We start from the raw sequence: 19,291 nt of genomic DNA, 5'->3' as shown, positions 1-19,291 counted from the left end.
ATTATTGGCGTATTCCATCTGACATTAAAAACAATAAAAATAAACAGATGAAATTTATAATTAAAAAAGAGGCTTATGTTTTCATAGGCCTCTTTTCCCTGTTATTCACTTCCTGCTTACAAGAACAAAAAACTGCTTATTTAGCCAGGGATAATAACAAGAACGAAACACTTCAAAAAGCTTTTTCAAATGAGCTTATATCAACAATTGCCTATTTAGACAGCCTATCGGAATCTGATAATATAAAAGCTTCCGAAAAGCATTATGTAAATGCCAGATTTCATTTTAAAAAAGCCGAACCCGTATTGGCTTTTGTTGATTCTGAAAATTACAAGTTTTTAAATCAGCCGAATATTTTAAAGGTTGAAGAAGAGGATGCTACCGACATAAAAATTAATAACCCAACAGGTTTTCAAGTTTTAGAAGAAGAAATTTTTACTGAAACACCAGACTTTAAATCCATTGCAGATCACGCTGTAAAAACAAAAATCAGGTTAGAACTTATTGAAAAAAATCTGAATTTTAATTACATAAAACCTTATCATGTTTTATGGATGATTAGAGACCAGATAATAAGAACCGCTTTAACAGGTATTACAGGTTTTGATTCTCCCGTTTTAGAACAATCACTTACCGAAGGGCAAATCACATATTCAGCTTTAGAAACATATTTAAGTATATATAAAGATGAATTTAACGACGAAACACTTTATAAGGCATGGCATCAAGCGATTGAAAAAGCCATTAGCGAGTTAACAGGAGACTTTAATAGTTTTAATCGTTATGCCTTCATTAAATCTAATACGCATAAAAATCTGGAGCTTTGGAATAAAACAGTAAGCGACTGGAAGGTAAAATTCCCATTTACAAAAGCTATAAATAACGATGCTACTTCATTATTCTCTAAAAACACATTCAACCTCAACCATTTTTCAGATTATAATGACAGTCTAACTTCAGCTAAAGTTGCATTAGGTAAAACCTTGTTTTTTGAAACGGAATTATCTGCGTCTAAATCTATAAGTTGTGCCACGTGTCACATTCCTGAAAAAGGATATACCGATGGCTTAGCCATTTCAAAAGGTGTTACCAGAAACAGTCCTACTCTACTTTATGCCGGATTACAAAAAGGATTTTTCTATGATAATCGTGCCGGAAGTTTAGAGGGGCAAATCGTTTCGGTAATTAACAATGAAAATGAGTTTCACAGTGATTTAAAAGGATTTGAAAATGCCATAAAACACAACCCTGAATACATTGAAGCTTTTAAAACAGCCTTTAATGACTCTATTAAGCAAGACTATATAAGGCACGCCATAGCTAGCTTTATACGCAGTTTGGCGCCATTCAATTCTAAATTCGATAATAATATTAATGATTTAGAAAACAGCTTAAACATTTCAGAAATTAACGGTTTTAATCTCTTTACCGGAAAAGCTAAATGTGCGACTTGTCATTTTGCACCACTATTTAACGGGACGGTACCAACCACGTTTAAAGAAACCGAAATGGAATTGATTGGTGTACCAAAAACGAACGATTCTATTCATGCTGAAATAGATGGCGATTTAGGGAGATTTGATTTATTTCATACACCAGAGCGCAAACACTTTTTTAAGACAACAACCGTTAGAAATGTTGCCAAAACGGGTCCGTATATGCATAACGGTGTTTTTAAGAGCTTAGAAGAAGTTCTAAACTTTTATAATAAAGGCGGCGGTGCAGGCTTAGGCATTGCTTTAGAAAACCAAACACTTCCTCCAGATGCTTTAAATCTAACTTCTACCGAAATTCAAGATATTATTGCATTTTTAAAGAGTCTAACAGACGAAAACGAAAATAGCGAATCCATATAAAATAGAAAAAGCCTGACGATTTCATCAGGCTTTTTTATTCATTAACTTTTAAGATTAACCTTTTAACCAGGCTTCACGAAGTTTCTTCTGTGCCTCTGTAGCATCTGGCTTTTCTATAATACCTTCTCCAAAGGTATACGATTGTGTTGTTGTAGTTTTAACTTCAACATCTTCACCATTTCTTTCTAAAGTTACTTCAATGTCTTCTCCTGGATTCCATCCAAACATTAGTTGTAATAACTGATTGGCATTTTGCATGGTCATTTCTGTACCGTTTACTGCTTTAAGCACATCTCCAGGTTGTACACCATTATCATTCCAGAAACTGTTTTCTGTTACGGCTTCACTGAAAAATATTTTTCCCGCTTGTGGATCGGCTGCAAAAATTAAAGAACCTCCATTAAATACATAGTTCGTTTCAATTTGGCCTTCTCCGATTTCCAAACCAACTTTATTAAAATATTCGTTGTAGTTAATTGGTGTATCTCCAATAACATGGGTATCGAAAAATGAACGTAACGACGGGTACGTCATAGCCACAATCTCATCAATCAACTTATCATCTTCAAACGGCTTGTTTTTTCCATATTTATTAGATAATTCCTTCATTAACGATAAAATACCACGCTGGCCGTTACTTTCTTCTCTTAACGTAATATCAATACACATACCTATTAAGGCTCCTTTTTGATACACGTTTAAATACTGGTCTTTATAAGGAGCTTTCAATACGTTTTCACTCATTATTGTGAAACTCATTGCGTCATCCATATTCTTAGCGCCTTGAATTTTCTGCATGATTTTATTGTAAAAATCAGCTTCACTAACCAAGCCTTGATTTACCTGAAATAAAGTTGCAAAATACTCGGTTACCCCTTCGTACATCCACAGGTGTTTTGAAAATGTTGGGTTGTTATAATCGAAATAATGTACATCTTCAGAATGTACACTTAATGGTGTTACAATATGAAAAAACTCATGAGATACCACATCAACCATGCTTTCAGCCAATTCCCCTTCGCTTGATGCTTCAGGTAAAACCACGACTGTTGATGTATGGTGTTCTAAAGCACCATAACCTTTTGGAGACTCTGCTAAACCTTCAGATAAATACAGAAAAATATCATAACGCGGTGTCGAATTAATATCTCTTAAAAACGCCTTTTGCGCCTTCATCATTTTATACATCGCATCTTTTAAAGATGTAGCCGAATGTATTTTGTTTGGTGAATATACACTTAAAACGATTTTAATGTCACCAACCTGAAACTCTTCAACACTTAAATTCCCATAAAACATCGGGTTATCTGTAATATCGAAATAACGCGTCGCAAAATAACTTGTTGTTACAAAGCGTCCGTCTTCACTTGTTTTAGAAGACACTTCGGGTAATGCTGAGCTTCTGGTAAAGTTAGAAGGAGCCGTAACATCTAACTTGTATTGATTATTCTTTAATGAATCGAAATACCCTATAAAGCCGTGTAAATTCAATACATCGTTTGTTTGTTCAATGTTGGTTCCTGCTGGCGAAAACGGTTGTTCTTCACCTATTCCTCCTACTTCCTCAATATCGAAAGTATCATTAACTAAATACGTAATTTTATCTAACTTCTTTGCATTATCAATGGTCCAGGTATTCATATCTGTTTTTACAACAGGCATTTCGTTGCCATCATAATCGAAGGCTTTAAAATCGTCTACATATTTTCCGAAGTTACTCACAGAATAGGTTCCTTGAACGACTCTTGGTAATCTGTAGGTTACGGTTTGCGTTGTAAAACGTCCCGGATTTATAGTTACCGGCGCTTTATCGTTAACCACGTGAGATAAATTGATGAATGATTCAATTGGGGTGTTTATAGCTAAATCGTTACTTGAATTTTTTGATGTGCTACAACTTGCCATCAAAATACCCGCTAATAAGGCGGTTATAGGTTTTGTATTCATTAAGTTGATTTTATTTAATTCTTATAAGTGACGTCCAAATTACTATTTCTGTTACACAATCGGCTCATAAGGTTTTGTTAAAATGATGATTTACGTATATTCGCCAAATGCATAATCCACTGATAAGTATATTAACGCCTTTCAAAAATACAGAACAATACCTTACAAACTGCATTGAATCTATAATAAATCAGAGTTATACTAACTGGGAATTGTTAATTATAGATGATTCTTCTACCGATGATAGTTATAATCTGGTAAAATCGTTCGCCAAAAAGGACACGAGAATTAAACTCTTTAAAAATGATGGCAGTGGTATTATTGATGCACTACGGTTAGGTTTTAATGAAAGTTCTGGTGACTATATCACACGCATGGATAGTGATGATATTATGCCGAAAAACAAACTTGAGGTGTTACTAAACAATCTTTTAAAACACGGTAAACAGCACGTTGCTACAGGTTTGGTTAATTATTTTTCTAAAGAAGGCATTAGCGACGGGTATAATAAATATGAAGCGTGGCTTAACGGATTAACCAAAACCGGAGATAATTACTCTGAAATTTATAAAGAATGTGTGATTCCTTCACCTTGCTGGATGATTCATAGGGAGGATTTTATAAACTGTGACGGGTTTACCCCAAACAGATACCCCGAAGATTACGATTTAACTTTCCGATTTTACAAGCACAACTACAAAATTATTCCATGCGATAAACTCCTGCATTACTGGCGCGATTATCAAACCCGGACTTCCAGAACACATGATAATTATGCCGAGAATACCTTTTTAGACATAAAAATGCATTATTTCCTGGAGTTAGATTACGACAATACCAGACCACTTGTAGTTTGGGGTGCCGGGTGGAAAGGAAAAACTATTGCCAAAACACTTATTAAAAATAACATTCCTTTTGAATGGATTTGCGACAACCCCAAAAAAATTGGGAAACATATTTATAAGCAGGAAATGAAACCCTTTACACACTTGGAAACCATTAAGCAGTCGCAAAGCATTGTTACTGTAGCCAACCCAAAAGCGCAAATTAAGATTAAGACTTATTTCGAAAATCAGAGTATGTTCCCTATGACCGATTATTTTTTCTTCTGTTAATTTAGTTTTGTCTCCTTGAATTTTCAATTACAAAAAATTCATGTACTTTTATGTACTTTTCAACCTATATAGACAAGTATGCAGTTTAAACACCCCGAACTTCTTTACGCTTTATTTTTACTGCTCATTCCTATTATTATTCATTTATTTCAACTTCGTAAGTTTCAAAAAGTTGAATTTACCAATGTGGCATTTTTAAAACGCGTCAGCATTGAAACCCGTAAAAGTTCACAGATAAAAAAGTGGCTGGTATTACTCACAAGGTTACTGCTTTTGGCTTGTATTGTTTTGGCATTTGCGCAACCATTTACTTCAAACTACGACAATTTTAAAACAAAAAAGGAAACTGTTATTTACTTAGACAATTCCTTTAGTATGCAGGCTAAGGGTAATAATGGCGAACTTTTAAAGCGTGCAGTTCAGGATATTATCAGTAATGTTCCTGAAGATGAAACGGTATCGGTTTTAACCAACGATAATACTTTTAGAAATACGACGAATAAAGCAATAAAAAACGATTTACTGCAATTAAATTACACTGCAAACACCTTGACACCAGAAGCCGCTTTGCTAAAAAGCAAAACTTTATTTAGTAAACAAAAGGGCATTTTAAAAGATCTGGTGTTTATATCCGATTTTCAAGAAACCAAAAACACTTTTACTCCGGAAACTGATAGTCTAACCAATATTCACCTCGTTAAACTAAATTCGGTAAACACCAATAATGTAGCTATTGATAGTGCTTATATTTCAGAAACCAGTGCCACGGCTATTACACTTAAAGTCTCATTGAAAAATAGTGGTGATGCTATAGAGAACTTACCTATTTCATTATTTAATGATGATAAATTAATAGCGAAAACTTCAGTCGCCATTGAAGATGCTGCTGAAACCACCTTTTCTCTCCCGGTAAATGAAATCATTAACGGAAAAATCACCATTGATGATTCCAGTCTGCAATTCGACAACACGTTATATTTTAACATTAACGAAACGTCTAAAATTAAAGTATTAGCGATAAACGATGGTGACGACGACTTTTTAAAACGTATCTACACCGAAGATGAATTCATATATACTTCGGTTTTAGAAAATCAGTTAAACTATAACGATATTGAGCAGCAACAATTAATTGTACTGAATGAATTAAAAGATATTCCTAATGCTTTAGTAGCAGCTCTAAAGTCCTTCACCAGCCAAGGCGGTTCTTTGCTTATTATTCCATCCAAAGAAGCCAACCTTAATTCTTATAACGCTTTATTAGCCAATTATGGTTCTAATTTTAATTCAGAAACTAAAACAGAAAAGCGCATAACCACCATTAACTACTCACATCCGCTGTACAATAATCGTGTTTTTGAGAAGCAAGTCGATAATTTTCAATATCCGAAAACAGATAGCTATTATGATGTATCGTTAAATAATACTTCCGCTGCTTTACAATTTGAAGATGGCAAACCATTCCTATATCAAAACAAATCAGCTTACATCTTTACTTCAGCTCTGAATAAAGATGTTTCGAATTTTAAAAATTCACCGCTCATCGTTCCTAGCTTATACAACATCGGTAAATTCAGCTTACAACTACCCGAACTTTATTATACGATTGGAAGGAATAATACATTCGCTGTTGCAACGACACTTCAACAGGATGCCATTTTATCGTTAGTGAAAGATAACATCAACATCATCCCGAAACAGCAATATTTTAACTCGAAGGTGGTTATCAGCACTTCCGAAACACCAGATATCGCGAATATTTATGGGGTTATGAATAAAAAAGAAACCATAAAAAACGTAAGTTACAATTACGACCGAAAAGAAAGTAATCTGACTTACATGACTTTAACACCATCTGCAAACATAACAGTGAGCGATTCGATTACCGAAATATTCGATAGCATAAAAAGTGACACAAAAGTTAATGCCTTATGGAAATGGTTTGTTATTTTTGCATTAGCATTTTTGATTATCGAAATGGGCATCTTAAAATACTTTAAATGAACATACTTATAAAATCTGCCACCATTATAGATCCTCAAAGCGAGTTTCACAATACAACTCAGGATATATTAGTTGAAAATGGTGTCATTACCAAGATTGAAAGTAACCTTACAAATCCCGGAAATTACCAAGAAATAACGTTAGACAACCTTCATATTTCGCAAGGTTGGTTTGATAGTAGCGTGTGTTTTGGTGAACCTGGTTTTGAAGAACGCGACACTATTGAAAACGGACTAAAAACAGCAGCAGCTTCAGGATTTACGGCAGTAGCGATGAACGCCAATACCAATCCTGTAATTGACTGTAATGCCGACGTTACTTTTGCAAAAGCAAAAGCAGCAAATCATGCTACAACTTTATTGCCTGTTGGTGCTTTAACCGTGGGAAGCAAAGGTGTTGATTTAGCCGAATTATACGATATGAATACGGCAGGTGCCGTAGCATTTTACGATTATAAAAAATCGATTTCTAATCCAAATCTTATGAAAATTGCCTTGCAGTATGCATCGAATTTCAACGGATTAGTTTTCTCTTTTCCTCAGGAAGACCAAGTTGTTGGGCATGGGGTTATGCACGAGCATATTACAAGTACGCGATTAGGATTAAAAGGTATTCCTGCCTTAGCGGAAGAATTACAGATAGTACGCGATTTGTTTTTATTGGAATATACAGGAGGTAAATTACACATCCCTACCATTTCAACTAAAAAATCGGTGGAATTGATTCGCGAAGCAAAAGCAAAAGGTTTAGACATTACCTGTAGTGTTGCTATACATAACCTATACTTTACCGATGAAGCCTTAACCGACTTTAATACGCATTTTAAAGTATTACCGCCTTTACGCACTCAAATCGATATTGATGCTCTAAAAGAAGGTTTACATGACGGCACCATCGATATGGTTACCAGCGACCACAATCCGTTAGATGTAGAACACAAAAAAGTAGAATTCGACCATGCGGCTTACGGAACCATTGGTTTAGAATCTGCCTTTGGAGCTTTACAAACCATCTTTAATACAGAAGAAACCGTTAAGCTTTTAACCCAAGGAAAAGGTCGCTTTGGTATTGAAACCTGTTCAATTTCGGTTGGAAATGCTTTAGATGCAGCGTTATTCAATCCTAATACAAAATACGTATTCTCTAAAAACCATATCGTTTCAAAATCGAACAACGCTATTTTTGAAAACGAAACTTTAAAAGGACAAGTTTACGGTATTATTGCTAATAACATTATCGCTTTAAAATAATAGGACTATGGATAGTACAACAATAAAAAACGGAAAAACCATGGCTATTATTAGTCATATTACATTCGTCGGGTTAATTATCGCCATCATTATGAATGCCGATAAAAAAAATGCTTTTACTGCATTTTATAACAGACAAATGATAGGACTAATCATTATGTTATTCATTGCACAAATCACCGATAAATACTTGAATGGTACCATAGGTTATATTTTCTGGCTTATTTCGGCTGTATCATGGTTATATTCATTCATTCACATTATACAGGGTAAAGTAAAATTATTGCCTTATGTTGGTGAAAAATTTCAGGAATGGTTTGCTAACATAGGTAATTAATTATGACAAATACAGATCTTTCTTTATACCATATTACCAGACCGTCGAATTTAACTGAAAATGCACCTTTATTAATTATGATGCATGGTTATGGCAGTGATGAAAACGATTTATTTTCATTTGCTTCAGAATTACCTGAAGAATTATTTATCATTTCGGTAAAAGCACCGTATGAATTACAACCTTACGGAAATGCGTGGTATGCGATAAATTTTGATGCTGAAAAAGGAAAATGGAACGATAATGTACAAGCGGCACAATCGAGAGATTTAATCGCCAAATTTATTGACGAAGCTATTGAAGCCTATCCGGTTGATAAAAAAAATGTAACCCTTTTAGGTTTTAGCCAGGGGAGCATTTTAAGTTATGCTGTGGCACTAACCTACCCTGAAAAGGTAAAAAACATTATTGCTTTAAGTGGTTACATTAATAAAGACATTTTACCGGAATCTATCAATGAAACAGATTATTCAAACCTGAATTTCTACTGTTCACATGGGAGTGTTGACCAGGTTATTCCTGTAGAATGGGCCAGACAAACACCACCGTTTTTAAATGCATTAAATATCAAGCATAAATATTCGGAGTTTCCTGTGGGGCATGGTGTGGCACCGCAAAACTTTTTTGAATTTAGAGACTGGCTTAAAACCCACATATAATGCAAATAAAAAATCCAGCTTAACGCTGGATTTTTTTTATATCATATAATTAGAATCTATTCGTTTATTACTAAACGGAATCCTTCACCATGAATGTTCAGGATTTCTACTTTCTCGTCTTGTTTTAAGTACTTACGCAGCTTAGCGATATAAACATCCATACTACGAGAGGTAAAGTAATTATCATCTCTCCAGATTTTGGTTAATGCCAATTCACGAGGCATTAAATCGTTTTCATGTAATGCTAACAAACGTAATAATTCGTTCTCCTTTGGCGATAATTTAACTGGTTCTCCTCCGTTATAACGTAAGAAACGTAATTTAGAGTTTAAATCGAATTTTCCGATTTTAAATTCAAACTGCTTACTATCAGAAATAGTTTCCGTAGCCTTACGCTGCATGATTGCCTTAATCTTCATTAAAAGCACTTCGCTGTCAAAAGGTTTATTCAGATAATCATCTGCTCCTACTTTATATCCTTTTAAAACGTCTTCCTTCATGGTTTTAGCCGTTAAGAATACAATTGGAACATCGTCGTTTTTTTCTCGTATTTCTTTAGCTAATGTAAACCCATCTTTGTAAGGCATCATTACATCTAAAATACATAAATCGAAATCGTCTTTTTTGAACTTTTCGAAGCCTTCCATACCATTTTTAGCATGAGTGACATCGTAGTCATTCATCATTAAATAATCTTTCAGAACAGTTCCGAAGTTAGGATCGTCTTCTACTAGTAATATTTTTTTCTTTTGCTCTTCCATATTTATGATATTAGCGGAAGCTTAATGGTAAATGTGCTTCCCTTGTCTTTTTCACTTTCTACAGAAACATACCCCTGGTGGTCTTCTACTATACGTTTAACATAAGCTAAACCAAGTCCGTGACCTTTAACATTGTGTATATTTCCTGTGTGTTCTCTATAAAATTTCTCGAACACGCGTTTTACAGCAGCTTTACTCATTCCGCTACCGTGATCTTTAATTTTCAATAAAATGTTGGTTCCAACATTTTCTGTGTACACCTCAATTTCTGGTGCTTCCGGAGAATACTTAACCGCATTATCCAGAATATTAACTATAACATTAGTAAAGTGCGAGTCGTTTGCCAATACCGACGTTTGTTCTGCATTTAAAAAAGTTTTAATATACCCTTTTCTATCCTCGACAATTAACTCGACATGTGTAATAGCATCTTCTATTAAATCATGTAAATTTAACCTTTCTTTACTAATATTCAGCTCGTTTTTCTCTAGTTTAGATATTCTTAATACATTTTCTACCTGGGCATGCATACGTTTATTCTCTTCTTTAATCATGCCAAGATAGCGTAACACCTTTTCCTTATCTTCAATAATTTTAGGATTCCTAATCGCATCCAACGCCAAGTTTATAGTCGCAATTGGCGTTTTAAACTCATGCGTCATATTATTGATAAAATCGGATTTGATTTCTGATATTTTACGCTGTTTTATAAGCTGATATAAAGCACCTCCATAAGTTATCATGATGATTATGGTAAAAAGAAATGATAATAAAATCATCCTTAGAATTGAAGATAAGATAAATTTCTTATCATTCGTAAAATTCACCAGAAGTTTATAAGGTGTCCTGTTATTTTCATCAGGAAAAATTGCTACCGAATAATTTGAATCTTTATCATACTCGAAACCATCACTTTGCACTTTTGTCGCCAAATCATTTGCATAAATTGCAAATTCGAAATCAAGATTAATACTATCTTTTATAAGAGTCTTGGTTAATAAATCTTTGATTTCATTTTCTGAAACACGTTTATGAATAGGTGTTGTTTTTAAGTATGCTTTATAATTTTTTTCAAAAACCAAACGCTGCGCATCAGAAATAACACCGCTTCTAATTATACTAGATATAGGACTTTGCGCTAAATCCTTATCGGTTAAATCTTCATTTTTATAAACTTCAGTTGAAGAACTCCCTATGATACTTTTAATATCCAGACTATCTAAACCAATGTCAAAGAGCGTTGATGTTAATTTATAATTTTCTTCAAGAACACTACTCTTATAAATAAGTGTTTCCTTGGTATTATTGTTTTGCTGATAAATTAATAACTGAGATACGGTAGCCGAGTCAGCCTTTTTTTCTGGGTCTAAAGTCTGATATTCATTATAGTAATTGGCAATTTCATTATCTCCAATAGTATTTGAGACATAATAAAGCGCCTTATTTACATTAAAACGAAAACGATCTTTTTCACTTTTTATAGATCCATTAATATAGTAGGCCTGAACGAAAATAATACCTACTAAAGACAAGGTCATTAAAAGGATTAACAGGACGAATGTTCTCTTACTCATTATTCAAATTTAACATTTTAACATTTAGCAGAATTGGTTTTAACCTTACATTAACAAAAATGTTAAAATTATAAAGTTTTGACAATTTGCTCATGTATTTTCATCACTTGTTCTTTAGTTTCTTCAAAATTTACATTATTTACAACAAAATCTGATAAAGCGATTTTCTCTTCATCACTCCACTGATTCTTTATAATAGCTTCAATTTTTTCCTTTGTTGTATGATCTCTTTTCAATAAACGTTCGATACGTAAATGCATTGGAGCCGTTACCGTAATCACTAAATCACATTGTTTATTTCCGCCGTTTTCAAACAGAATAGCCACTTCTTTTATAACATAAGAGGTGTTTTGCTTCTCTTTCCATGATTCAAAATGGTTACCTACTTCAGGATGTACAATCGCATTCATTTTTTGCAGGTAGGTTTTATCATTAAAAATGATATTGGCAATAAACGGTTTATTTAATTCACCATTTACATATACCTCCTCGCCAAATAACTGAACAAGTTTTTCCTTAATAACTTCAGAAGTAACCATCAATTTTTTAGCTTCGATATCGGCTATATACACCGGAACTCCCAACGCTTCAAATTCTTTAGCTACGGTTGTTTTTCCGCTACCAATACCTCCTGTAAGTCCGACTACCATCATTTTGTAATTATAAACTCTATACGTTTCTGATTGATTTTCACATTCTTTACCTTCTCAGGATATTGTGCCACTTCCGGCACCATAAAAAACTGATTGTTTATCGTTTTACTAAAGTCGCAAACCACTTTAAAATCTTTCGCAGTTATTGTATTAAAGTCACTTAAACTAACATAATACGCCACATTTACTTCTTTTGGAAAAAACTTCAACCTTACATTTTCAGGCGCATTAATAAGTTGCACCGGAATTTTCAAAATGCCTTCGGTAAATTTATCCACTTTAGCATTTAAAACGGTTTGGACTGCCGAAAACTTTACATCCTGATGTTTCTGATTATTCACTGGCAATTTTAACTTAACGGTCTTTAGTAAATCTGTTCGAACATCTTTTAAAGCTAAAGATTCTGTCTCGATATAATGAATTTTAGACACTTTAATTTCAGGCCCAATAACTGTTATAGAATCGGGCTTCAAATTAAAGTCTGAAGCTAAATCGTATCCCGGACTATATTTTATATCGGATTGTAAAACGACAGGAACTTTTTTAACCATATTTTCATCAAACTGAAAATATAAAGTATCGGGAGTTATATTTAACACGCTTACCTGACTACTAAACTGCGTATTCTGCAAATATGCAGCGGTTTTATGCCATACAAAAACCGAATCCTTTTTATAGATATCTTTCTTAAAATCAACCTTTATTTCCGGTTTGGAAAAATAGTACTTAAGCCACTTAAAACCATGGGTTTTTAAAGTAACGTCTAAACGTATTGAATCGTTTAAAATAACGTCTTCGTCTGGTACATTTATCGCTTTAATATTAAACGCTAAAGTATTAGTATACTCTTTAGATAGCTTATTAAACAATAAAATAAGAAAGGCCGATAGCAAGAACAAAACAAATACATTTAGCCTTTTACTCTTTATTGAAGCTAATATTTTTGATTTTAGTTCTTTTAGCATGCCGGTTTAAAAAATAATTTTGGAAAATGCGATTCCGGATTTTTCTTTAATACATCTACTGCCCACGTCGATTTTAAAAAGCCATAACCATATCCAAAAAACTGAACAGAAATGGCAATTAAACTCAATACTGAAACGACTATACTTTTTGTCGATATTAACGCAGTGATAAATGCCGTACTAAAGTACAACACATAAAGCTTAAAAAAGACATCTATATGAAATAAAAGTAGGATTAAGCTGAAAACCAAACCTAAGGTAAACATAGTAGGAAACCAATACGTTAACTTTTTTGTTTGTGGATGCCAGACATTCAGAATCGGTCGTACCATCCCGAATTTATTGACCTGAACATAAAAATTGTGCCAGGAAATTCTACGTTTATGATAAACATAGGCTTCTGGAATTAACTTGGTTTTATATCCTAAATCCCACAGACGGATGGATAAATCCGGGTCTTCGCCAGGGTGAATATATCCAAAGCCTTTTGAAGCTTCAAAAGCTTGTTTAGAAATCCCCATATTGAAACTTCGCGGCTGAAACGTATCGACACTTTTCTTGTTTCCTCGAATACCTCCTGTGGTAATAAACGAGGTCATGGAAAAGTTTATCGCCTTTTGCAAATTGGTAAACGACTCGTGTGCCGCATCGGGACCACCAAAGCAATCGACATAATTTTGACTTAAACTCTTTTCTACTTCTGTTAAATACTGAGGCGGTAAAATACAATCGGAATCGAGAATGATAAAATAATTGCCTTTGGCTTTTCGCATGCCGTAATTACGAGAGTCTCCCGGACCTGAATTGTCTTTGAAATAATAAGAGATATCCAGTTTATCTTTAAAACTATTAACTACCGTTTCTGAAGAAATAGATGAGCCGTCTTCTACAATTACAATTTCGAATGGGGTTTTGGTATGTAAAGCTTCAAAACTTTGTAAAAGTTCCTGCGTCTCATCCGGACGGTTATAAACAGGTATAATAAATGAAAACTGTAGTTGCATCAAAGTTGTGTTTTGCGTTAGGGATTAAAGCAAGCTACCGTGTAGCGCGGAAAGCCCGACCACACTTGAGTGTGGTAACGCCCAAATTATTTTTTAACACAAATGTAACGATTCCAAACAAAAAAGCCACCTCATATAAGGTGGCTCTTTCTATATAAAATGTAATTTTTATTCTTCTCCTACGAAGGTACTCATAACAGCATCGCTTACACCCATGTTACTGAAACCTCCATCGTTGTAAAGGTTTTGTAATGTTACACGTTTTGTAAGGTCACTAAATAAAGTAACACAGTAGTTAGCACAATCTAAAGCCGTTGCATTACCAAGTGGCGACATTTTATCGGCGTAAGCAATAAATCCGTCGAAACCTTTAACTCCGCTACCTGCTGTAGTTGGCGTTGGCGACTGAGAAATGGTGTTTACTCGTACTTTTTTATCGCGACCAAAGAAATATCCGAAGCTACGAGCAATACTTTCTAAGTACGCTTTGTTATCGGCCATATCGTTATAATCTGGAAATACACGCTGTGCAGCCATATAACTTAACGCCACAATACTACCCCACTCGTTCATTGCATCTGCTTTGTAAAGTGTTTGCATTACTTTGTGAAAAGACATTGCAGAAACATCAGTTCCTTTTTGTGTCCAGTCGTAGTTTTGGTTTGTATAGTGGTTACCTTTACGTACGTTAATTGACATTCCAATAGAGTGAAGAACGAAATCGATTTTTCCGCCTAAAATCTCCATAGATTGCTCTACCAACTTTTGTAAGTCTTCAACCGAAGTTGCATCGGCAGGAATTACTTGAGAACCAGTTTTTTCAGCTAACTCGTTAATTTGTCCCATACGCATAGCTACAGGGGCATTAGTTAAAACGAATTGTCCACCTTCTTCATGAACACGTTCTGCAGTTTTCCATGCAATCGAATTTGAGTCTAACGCTCCAAAAATGATTCCTTTTTTTCCTTTTAATAAATTATAAGACATTTTCTTGGTTATTATATTGTTTTCTTTTTTCTATTTGGTGGACAAAGATACTAATTAATTCAATAATTCTTTGGCATGTGCAATAGCAGATGAAGACATTTCCACACCGCCTAACATTTGGGCGATTTCGACAATACGCTCGTCGTGGTTAAGCTTTACTAAATTAGAATGTGTTACCTCGTCTTTATCTTCTTTATAAACTTTAAAATGCGAATGTCCTTTGGCGGCTACCTGTGGTAAATGAGTAATAGCAAATACTTGCATAGACCTACTCATTTCCAGCATAATATCTCCCATTTTATTTGAAATCTCACCTGAAACTCCGGTATCGATTTCATCGAACATGATGGTTGGTAACTGAATGTATTTTGCTAACACCGATTTAATAGCCAGCATAATTCTGGATAACTCTCCTCCTGAAGCAGCCTTTTTCAATTCGTTATAATTTCCGCCTTTATTTGCTGAAAATAAAAATGATAAATTGTCTTTTCCGTTAGATAAATACTCATTTTGAAGATTAACTTCTATACTAAACTGCGCATTTGGCATACCTAAACCAACCAAAATGGATTCTAACTGTGCTTTTAATTCTGGTATAACCTTAGAGCGTTTATCGTGTATCGTTTTAGCAATTGTATCTAAAGTCTTTGCCTGAGCCTCGATTTCACTCTCTTTGTTTTGAATGGATTCATCAAGATTTTCGGTAACAGAAACCTTTTCTTCTAACTGATTTTTAATTTCAATAAGTTCTGATACCGTTTCTACAACATGCTTTTGCATTAAATTATGAAGTAAACGTAATTTAGCGTCAACAACCTCCAATCGGTTTGGGTCGGCCTCCAGATTATCCTGAAGTAAATCTACTTCTCTGTAAACATCGTCTAATTCGATTAAGCTACTGTTTACTCTATTGAATAAATCTTCGTACTTTGATGAATACGAGCTTAATTTTTGAAAGGTGTTTTTTAAAGCCGTTAGCGTGGTTATAGCCCCTACTTGCTCATCGGTAAGTAACTGATATGCCTCACCCAATTTATCCTTTATGCTTTCTACATTATTCAGACTTTCATACTCTTCTTCGAGTGCTTCCAACTCACCATCTACTAAATTAGCTTCAACCAATTCATTCAACAAAAAGCTATTGTAATCGTGTTCCTTTATAGCATCGGCCTGAAACTCTAAAAGCGATTTTAATTCCTTTTTTAAAGTTTTGTAGACTTTTAATTCTGAAGTATACTGTTGAAGATTTTCTTCATTATTTGCCAAAGCATCAATTACCTGAAACTGAAATTCATCGGTCGTTAACGCCATGGTTTGGTGTTGCGAATGAATATCGATTAATCGTTCGCCTAACAACTGTAAACTACTCAGATTTACCGGGGAATCATTTACGAACGCTCTGGATTTTCCTGATGGTAAAATTTCGCGACGAATAATAGTCTGCACGTCATAATCAAAATCTTCAGCTTCAAAAAGAGATTTTAAATTGTAATTAGAAATATTAAAAACGGCTTCAATAACACATTTTATTGACGTGTCTTTCAAACTGCTTAAATCGGCACGCTTACCTAGAATTAAAGATAAACCTCCTAAAAGAATGGATTTTCCGGCACCGGTTTCACCTGTAATAATTGAAAAACCATCGTTAAAATTAACATTTAATTGATCGATTAATGCGTAATTTTTTATTGAAAGTGATGTTAGCATCCAAGTTGGGAATTAAAAGTTAAAAGCTTAAAGCTATACTCCTTAAAACTTAATATTTTGCCATTTGCTATTGTAAGTTGGCGCCACTTTTTGAAGGGTTTCTTTAACGCTGGCAATGTTCACATTCGGACCATCACTAAAGATTTGTTCTATTTCATCGGCTTTAGCATCAAAAAACGTACGTAACAGAAAAGAATTTGGTCGGCGTGAGTTCATCGCTTTAAACTTGATTAAAGATGTCGCTACTTCTTCTTTTCCTGATTTGGCGTTATCACTCATCACATCTAAACCTTGCATGTGGTAATCATACATAACCTGACGATACTCTTTAAATGTAGGCGATAAAATATTGTCGATTAACGCAAAACGGCTTTGTAAACCATCTTCAACCTTCCAACCTTTATAATTTTCCTGTTGTGAATAGTTTGTAATAATTTGTGCCTGCTTAAAATAAGGATCTCCTCCATTCTCAGCAAACGAATCGGCATCTAAACCTAAAACCATATATACATGAAATGCTATAACGGACACTAAGTTAGACTGATATTGTGTAGGATTAAAAATTAAGTTTTGATACTCTAAATATCGAAAGTTAAAATCCTTATCATTAAAATTATAAATTGGGGTACTAAATGAAGAACCGTAAACTGGTCTGGACGACTGTACTTGTAATGACGCCTGAAACGCTTCACCACTATAATTAGTTACGTTTACAATAAAACTACAATCAATACGCTCTTGTAAAGCAAAGGTTTTGTCTGTCCACTTGGTATTGTTTACAAACTCGGTTAATTGCTTTTCTAATGTTTTAAAAATGGGAAAGTTCTCGTTTCCGGTTTGTTGTGCATTAACCACAACATTGCAATTTAATTCCTGGGCAAAACCAAAAACACTTAAAGAGAATAATAAAACGACTAGAATGTTACGCATTAATTTGTTCTAAAATTTTATTTATCAAATCTTTAGCTACTTCAGCTTTAGATTTTAACTGATATTCGTTAATGTTATTTTCATCATCAATAAAGGTTACTTTATTAGTATCGCCTTTAAAACCGGCACCTTTATCGTTTAACGAATTTAAAACAATTAAATTTAAATTCTTTCTTTTTAGCTTGTCTTTTGCGTTTTCCAATTCGTTATTGGTTTCTAAAGCAAAGCCTACAAGAAACTGATTGGATTTAGATTTTCCTAAAGACGCTAAGATATCCTGAGTTTTTTCTAACTCTAATGTTAACGTAGCATCGCTCTTTTTTATTTTCTGAGCTGCCACATCTTTTGGTTTGTAATCAGCTACAGCTGCAGAACAAATAGCAATATCAACCGCATCGTAATATTCATGAACCGCATTGTACATATCCTGTGCACTAACTACAGGTACAACCTGAATTAAACCATGTGACACAGATTGACTGGTTGGTCCTGAAACCAAAACAACCTCAGCACCTAAATTCGCAGCTGCTTTAGCGATTTCAAAACCCATTTTTCCACTGGAATGATTTCCTATAAAGCGGACGGGATCTATGGCTTCGTAAGTGGGACCTGCGGTAATTAAAACTTTCTTTCCGCGAAGTGGTAATTGATTTAAAATATCGCTTTCAATGAAAGATACAATATCTTCCGGTTCAGCCATACGTCCTTCACCTACCAGTCCGCTGGCTAATTCGCCACTCGTAGCCGGAATCATGATGTTACCGTAAGATTTCAAAACTTTGAAAGAACGCAAAGTACTTTCGTGTTTGTACATGTCTAAATCCATGGCTGGTGCAAAATACACCGGACATTTCGCTGATAAATACGTTGCTAATAAGAGATTATCACAAACACCATTGGCCATTTTAGATAAAGTGTTAGCGGTTGCAGGTGCTACGATGAATAAATCGGCCCAAAGCCCTAAATCGACATGATTAGTCCAAACGGCATTGTCGTCATCGTCATGAGTGAACGAGGAATACACCGGATGTTTTGAAAGCGTAGATAAGGTTAAAGGAGTTACAAAATCTTTTGAAGCCGGTGTCATTACAACTTTTACGTTGGCACCCGATTTTATAAATAACCTTACTAATGAAGCTGTTTTGTAAGCGGCAATACCACCACTAATTCCTAATAGTATGTTCTTGCCGCTTAATATTGACATTTTAAAAACGGTTACTGATTATCTTCTTCAGTGTTTCTAAAATAAACTTTATCTGTTAACCATTCTTGAACAGCTAAAGCATGAGGTTTTGGTAATTTTTCGTAAAATTTAGACACCTCAATTTGCTCTTTATTTTCGAAGATTTCTTCTAAGCTATCGTTATAAGTAGCAAACTCTTCTAACTTATCGATAAGCTCTTTTTTAATCTCTGTGTTAATCTGATCAGCACGTCTTGCAATGATAGAAATTGACTCATAAATGTTGCCTGTCGGCTCGTCAATTTGGTTTCTGTCGTACGTAATGGTATTAACAGGAGCATTGGTTTTCTTTAAATCCAT

General features: G+C 34.3%; 17 protein-coding genes. 6 read left to right on the top strand and 11 right to left on the bottom strand.

Annotated elements, in window-relative coordinates; all coding sequences use genetic code 11:
- The first annotated feature begins 47 nt into the window (after nt 1-47).
- Nucleotides 48-1,856, top strand: coding sequence for a cytochrome-c peroxidase (locus NO995_RS15685; RefSeq protein ID WP_258228325.1), 1,809 nt, complete (start codon nt 48-50; stop codon nt 1,854-1,856).
- Nucleotides 1,857-1,910: 54 nt separating this feature from the next.
- Here the strand turns inward: NO995_RS15685 and NO995_RS15680 are convergent, their stop codons facing one another.
- Entirely contained in the window at nt 1,911-3,803 is a 1,893-nt protein-coding gene (locus NO995_RS15680; protein WP_258228324.1) for a peptidase M61, read from the bottom strand.
- A gap of 107 nt (nt 3,804-3,910) precedes the next feature.
- Between NO995_RS15680 and NO995_RS15675 the strand changes: the two genes are divergently transcribed.
- From NO995_RS15675 to NO995_RS15655, 5 genes are all read left to right on the top strand, one after another.
- Nucleotides 3,911-4,918, top strand: coding sequence for a glycosyltransferase family 2 protein (locus NO995_RS15675; protein ID WP_258228323.1), 1,008 nt, complete (start codon nt 3,911-3,913; stop codon nt 4,916-4,918).
- A 78-nt stretch (nt 4,919-4,996) separates the two neighbouring features.
- On the top strand, nt 4,997-6,922 hold the full coding sequence (locus tag NO995_RS15670) for a BatA domain-containing protein (protein WP_258228322.1): 1,926 nt from the start codon (nt 4,997-4,999) through the stop codon (nt 6,920-6,922).
- Nucleotides 6,919-8,172: a dihydroorotase family protein gene (locus NO995_RS15665; protein ID WP_258228321.1), complete on the top strand. Its 1,254-nt coding sequence runs from the start codon at nt 6,919-6,921 to the stop codon at nt 8,170-8,172. The genes NO995_RS15670 and NO995_RS15665 overlap by 4 nt, the downstream gene beginning before the upstream one ends.
- Nucleotides 8,173-8,179: 7 nt before the next feature.
- Nucleotides 8,180-8,509 (top strand): hypothetical protein, encoded by a 330-nt coding sequence (locus NO995_RS15660; RefSeq protein ID WP_240573372.1) that lies wholly within the window; start codon nt 8,180-8,182, stop codon nt 8,507-8,509.
- A gap of 2 nt (nt 8,510-8,511) precedes the next feature.
- A complete protein-coding gene (locus tag NO995_RS15655) occupies nt 8,512-9,168 on the top strand; it encodes an alpha/beta hydrolase (RefSeq protein ID WP_258228320.1) in 657 nt (218 codons plus the stop codon).
- A gap of 56 nt (nt 9,169-9,224) precedes the next feature.
- Here the strand turns inward: NO995_RS15655 and NO995_RS15650 are convergent, their stop codons facing one another.
- The 10 genes from NO995_RS15650 to NO995_RS15605 form a co-directional block, all read right to left on the bottom strand.
- Nucleotides 9,225-9,929: a response regulator transcription factor gene (locus NO995_RS15650; RefSeq protein WP_240573374.1), complete on the bottom strand. Its 705-nt coding sequence runs from the start codon at nt 9,927-9,929 to the stop codon at nt 9,225-9,227.
- 2 nt (nt 9,930-9,931) lie between these two features.
- A complete protein-coding gene (locus NO995_RS15645) occupies nt 9,932-11,503 on the bottom strand; it encodes a sensor histidine kinase KdpD (RefSeq protein WP_240573375.1) in 1,572 nt (523 codons plus the stop codon).
- Between the two features lie 68 nt (nt 11,504-11,571).
- Nucleotides 11,572-12,156: a dephospho-CoA kinase gene (gene coaE, locus NO995_RS15640; RefSeq protein WP_258228319.1), complete on the bottom strand. Its 585-nt coding sequence runs from the start codon at nt 12,154-12,156 to the stop codon at nt 11,572-11,574.
- Complete coding sequence (locus NO995_RS15635; protein ID WP_240573377.1) at nt 12,153-13,121, bottom strand: YbbR-like domain-containing protein; 969 nt, start codon at nt 13,119-13,121, stop codon at nt 12,153-12,155. The genes coaE and NO995_RS15635 overlap by 4 nt, the downstream gene beginning before the upstream one ends.
- Complete coding sequence (locus NO995_RS15630; RefSeq protein ID WP_258228318.1) at nt 13,115-14,125, bottom strand: glycosyltransferase family 2 protein; 1,011 nt, start codon at nt 14,123-14,125, stop codon at nt 13,115-13,117. Before NO995_RS15630 ends, NO995_RS15635 begins: the two co-directional genes overlap by 7 nt.
- 168 nt (nt 14,126-14,293) lie before the next feature.
- Entirely contained in the window at nt 14,294-15,112 is an 819-nt protein-coding gene (locus tag NO995_RS15625) for an enoyl-ACP reductase (protein WP_188216426.1), read from the bottom strand.
- Nucleotides 15,113-15,166: 54 nt separating this feature from the next.
- The gene (gene recN / locus NO995_RS15620) at nt 15,167-16,819 is read right to left on the bottom strand and encodes a DNA repair protein RecN (RefSeq protein WP_258228317.1); all 1,653 of its coding nucleotides are present in this window, start codon (nt 16,817-16,819) and stop codon (nt 15,167-15,169) included.
- 42 nt (nt 16,820-16,861) lie between these two features.
- Nucleotides 16,862-17,749, bottom strand: coding sequence for a DUF4835 family protein (locus tag NO995_RS15615; protein WP_258228316.1), 888 nt, complete (start codon nt 17,747-17,749; stop codon nt 16,862-16,864).
- Nucleotides 17,742-18,953, bottom strand: coding sequence for a bifunctional phosphopantothenoylcysteine decarboxylase/phosphopantothenate--cysteine ligase CoaBC (gene coaBC / locus NO995_RS15610; RefSeq protein WP_258228315.1), 1,212 nt, complete (start codon nt 18,951-18,953; stop codon nt 17,742-17,744). The genes NO995_RS15615 and coaBC overlap by 8 nt, the downstream gene beginning before the upstream one ends.
- Before the next feature lie 11 nt (nt 18,954-18,964).
- Nucleotides 18,965-19,291 carry a DNA-directed RNA polymerase subunit omega gene (locus tag NO995_RS15605; RefSeq protein WP_240573382.1) on the bottom strand — a complete coding sequence of 109 codons (327 nt, stop codon included), beginning with the start codon at nt 19,289-19,291 and terminating at the stop codon, nt 18,965-18,967.

The organism is Aestuariibaculum sp. M13, assembly GCF_024723255.1.
Taxonomy (GTDB): domain Bacteria; phylum Bacteroidota; class Bacteroidia; order Flavobacteriales; family Flavobacteriaceae; genus Aestuariibaculum; species Aestuariibaculum lutulentum.
This window is presented reverse-complemented; position numbering and strand designations above follow the sequence as displayed.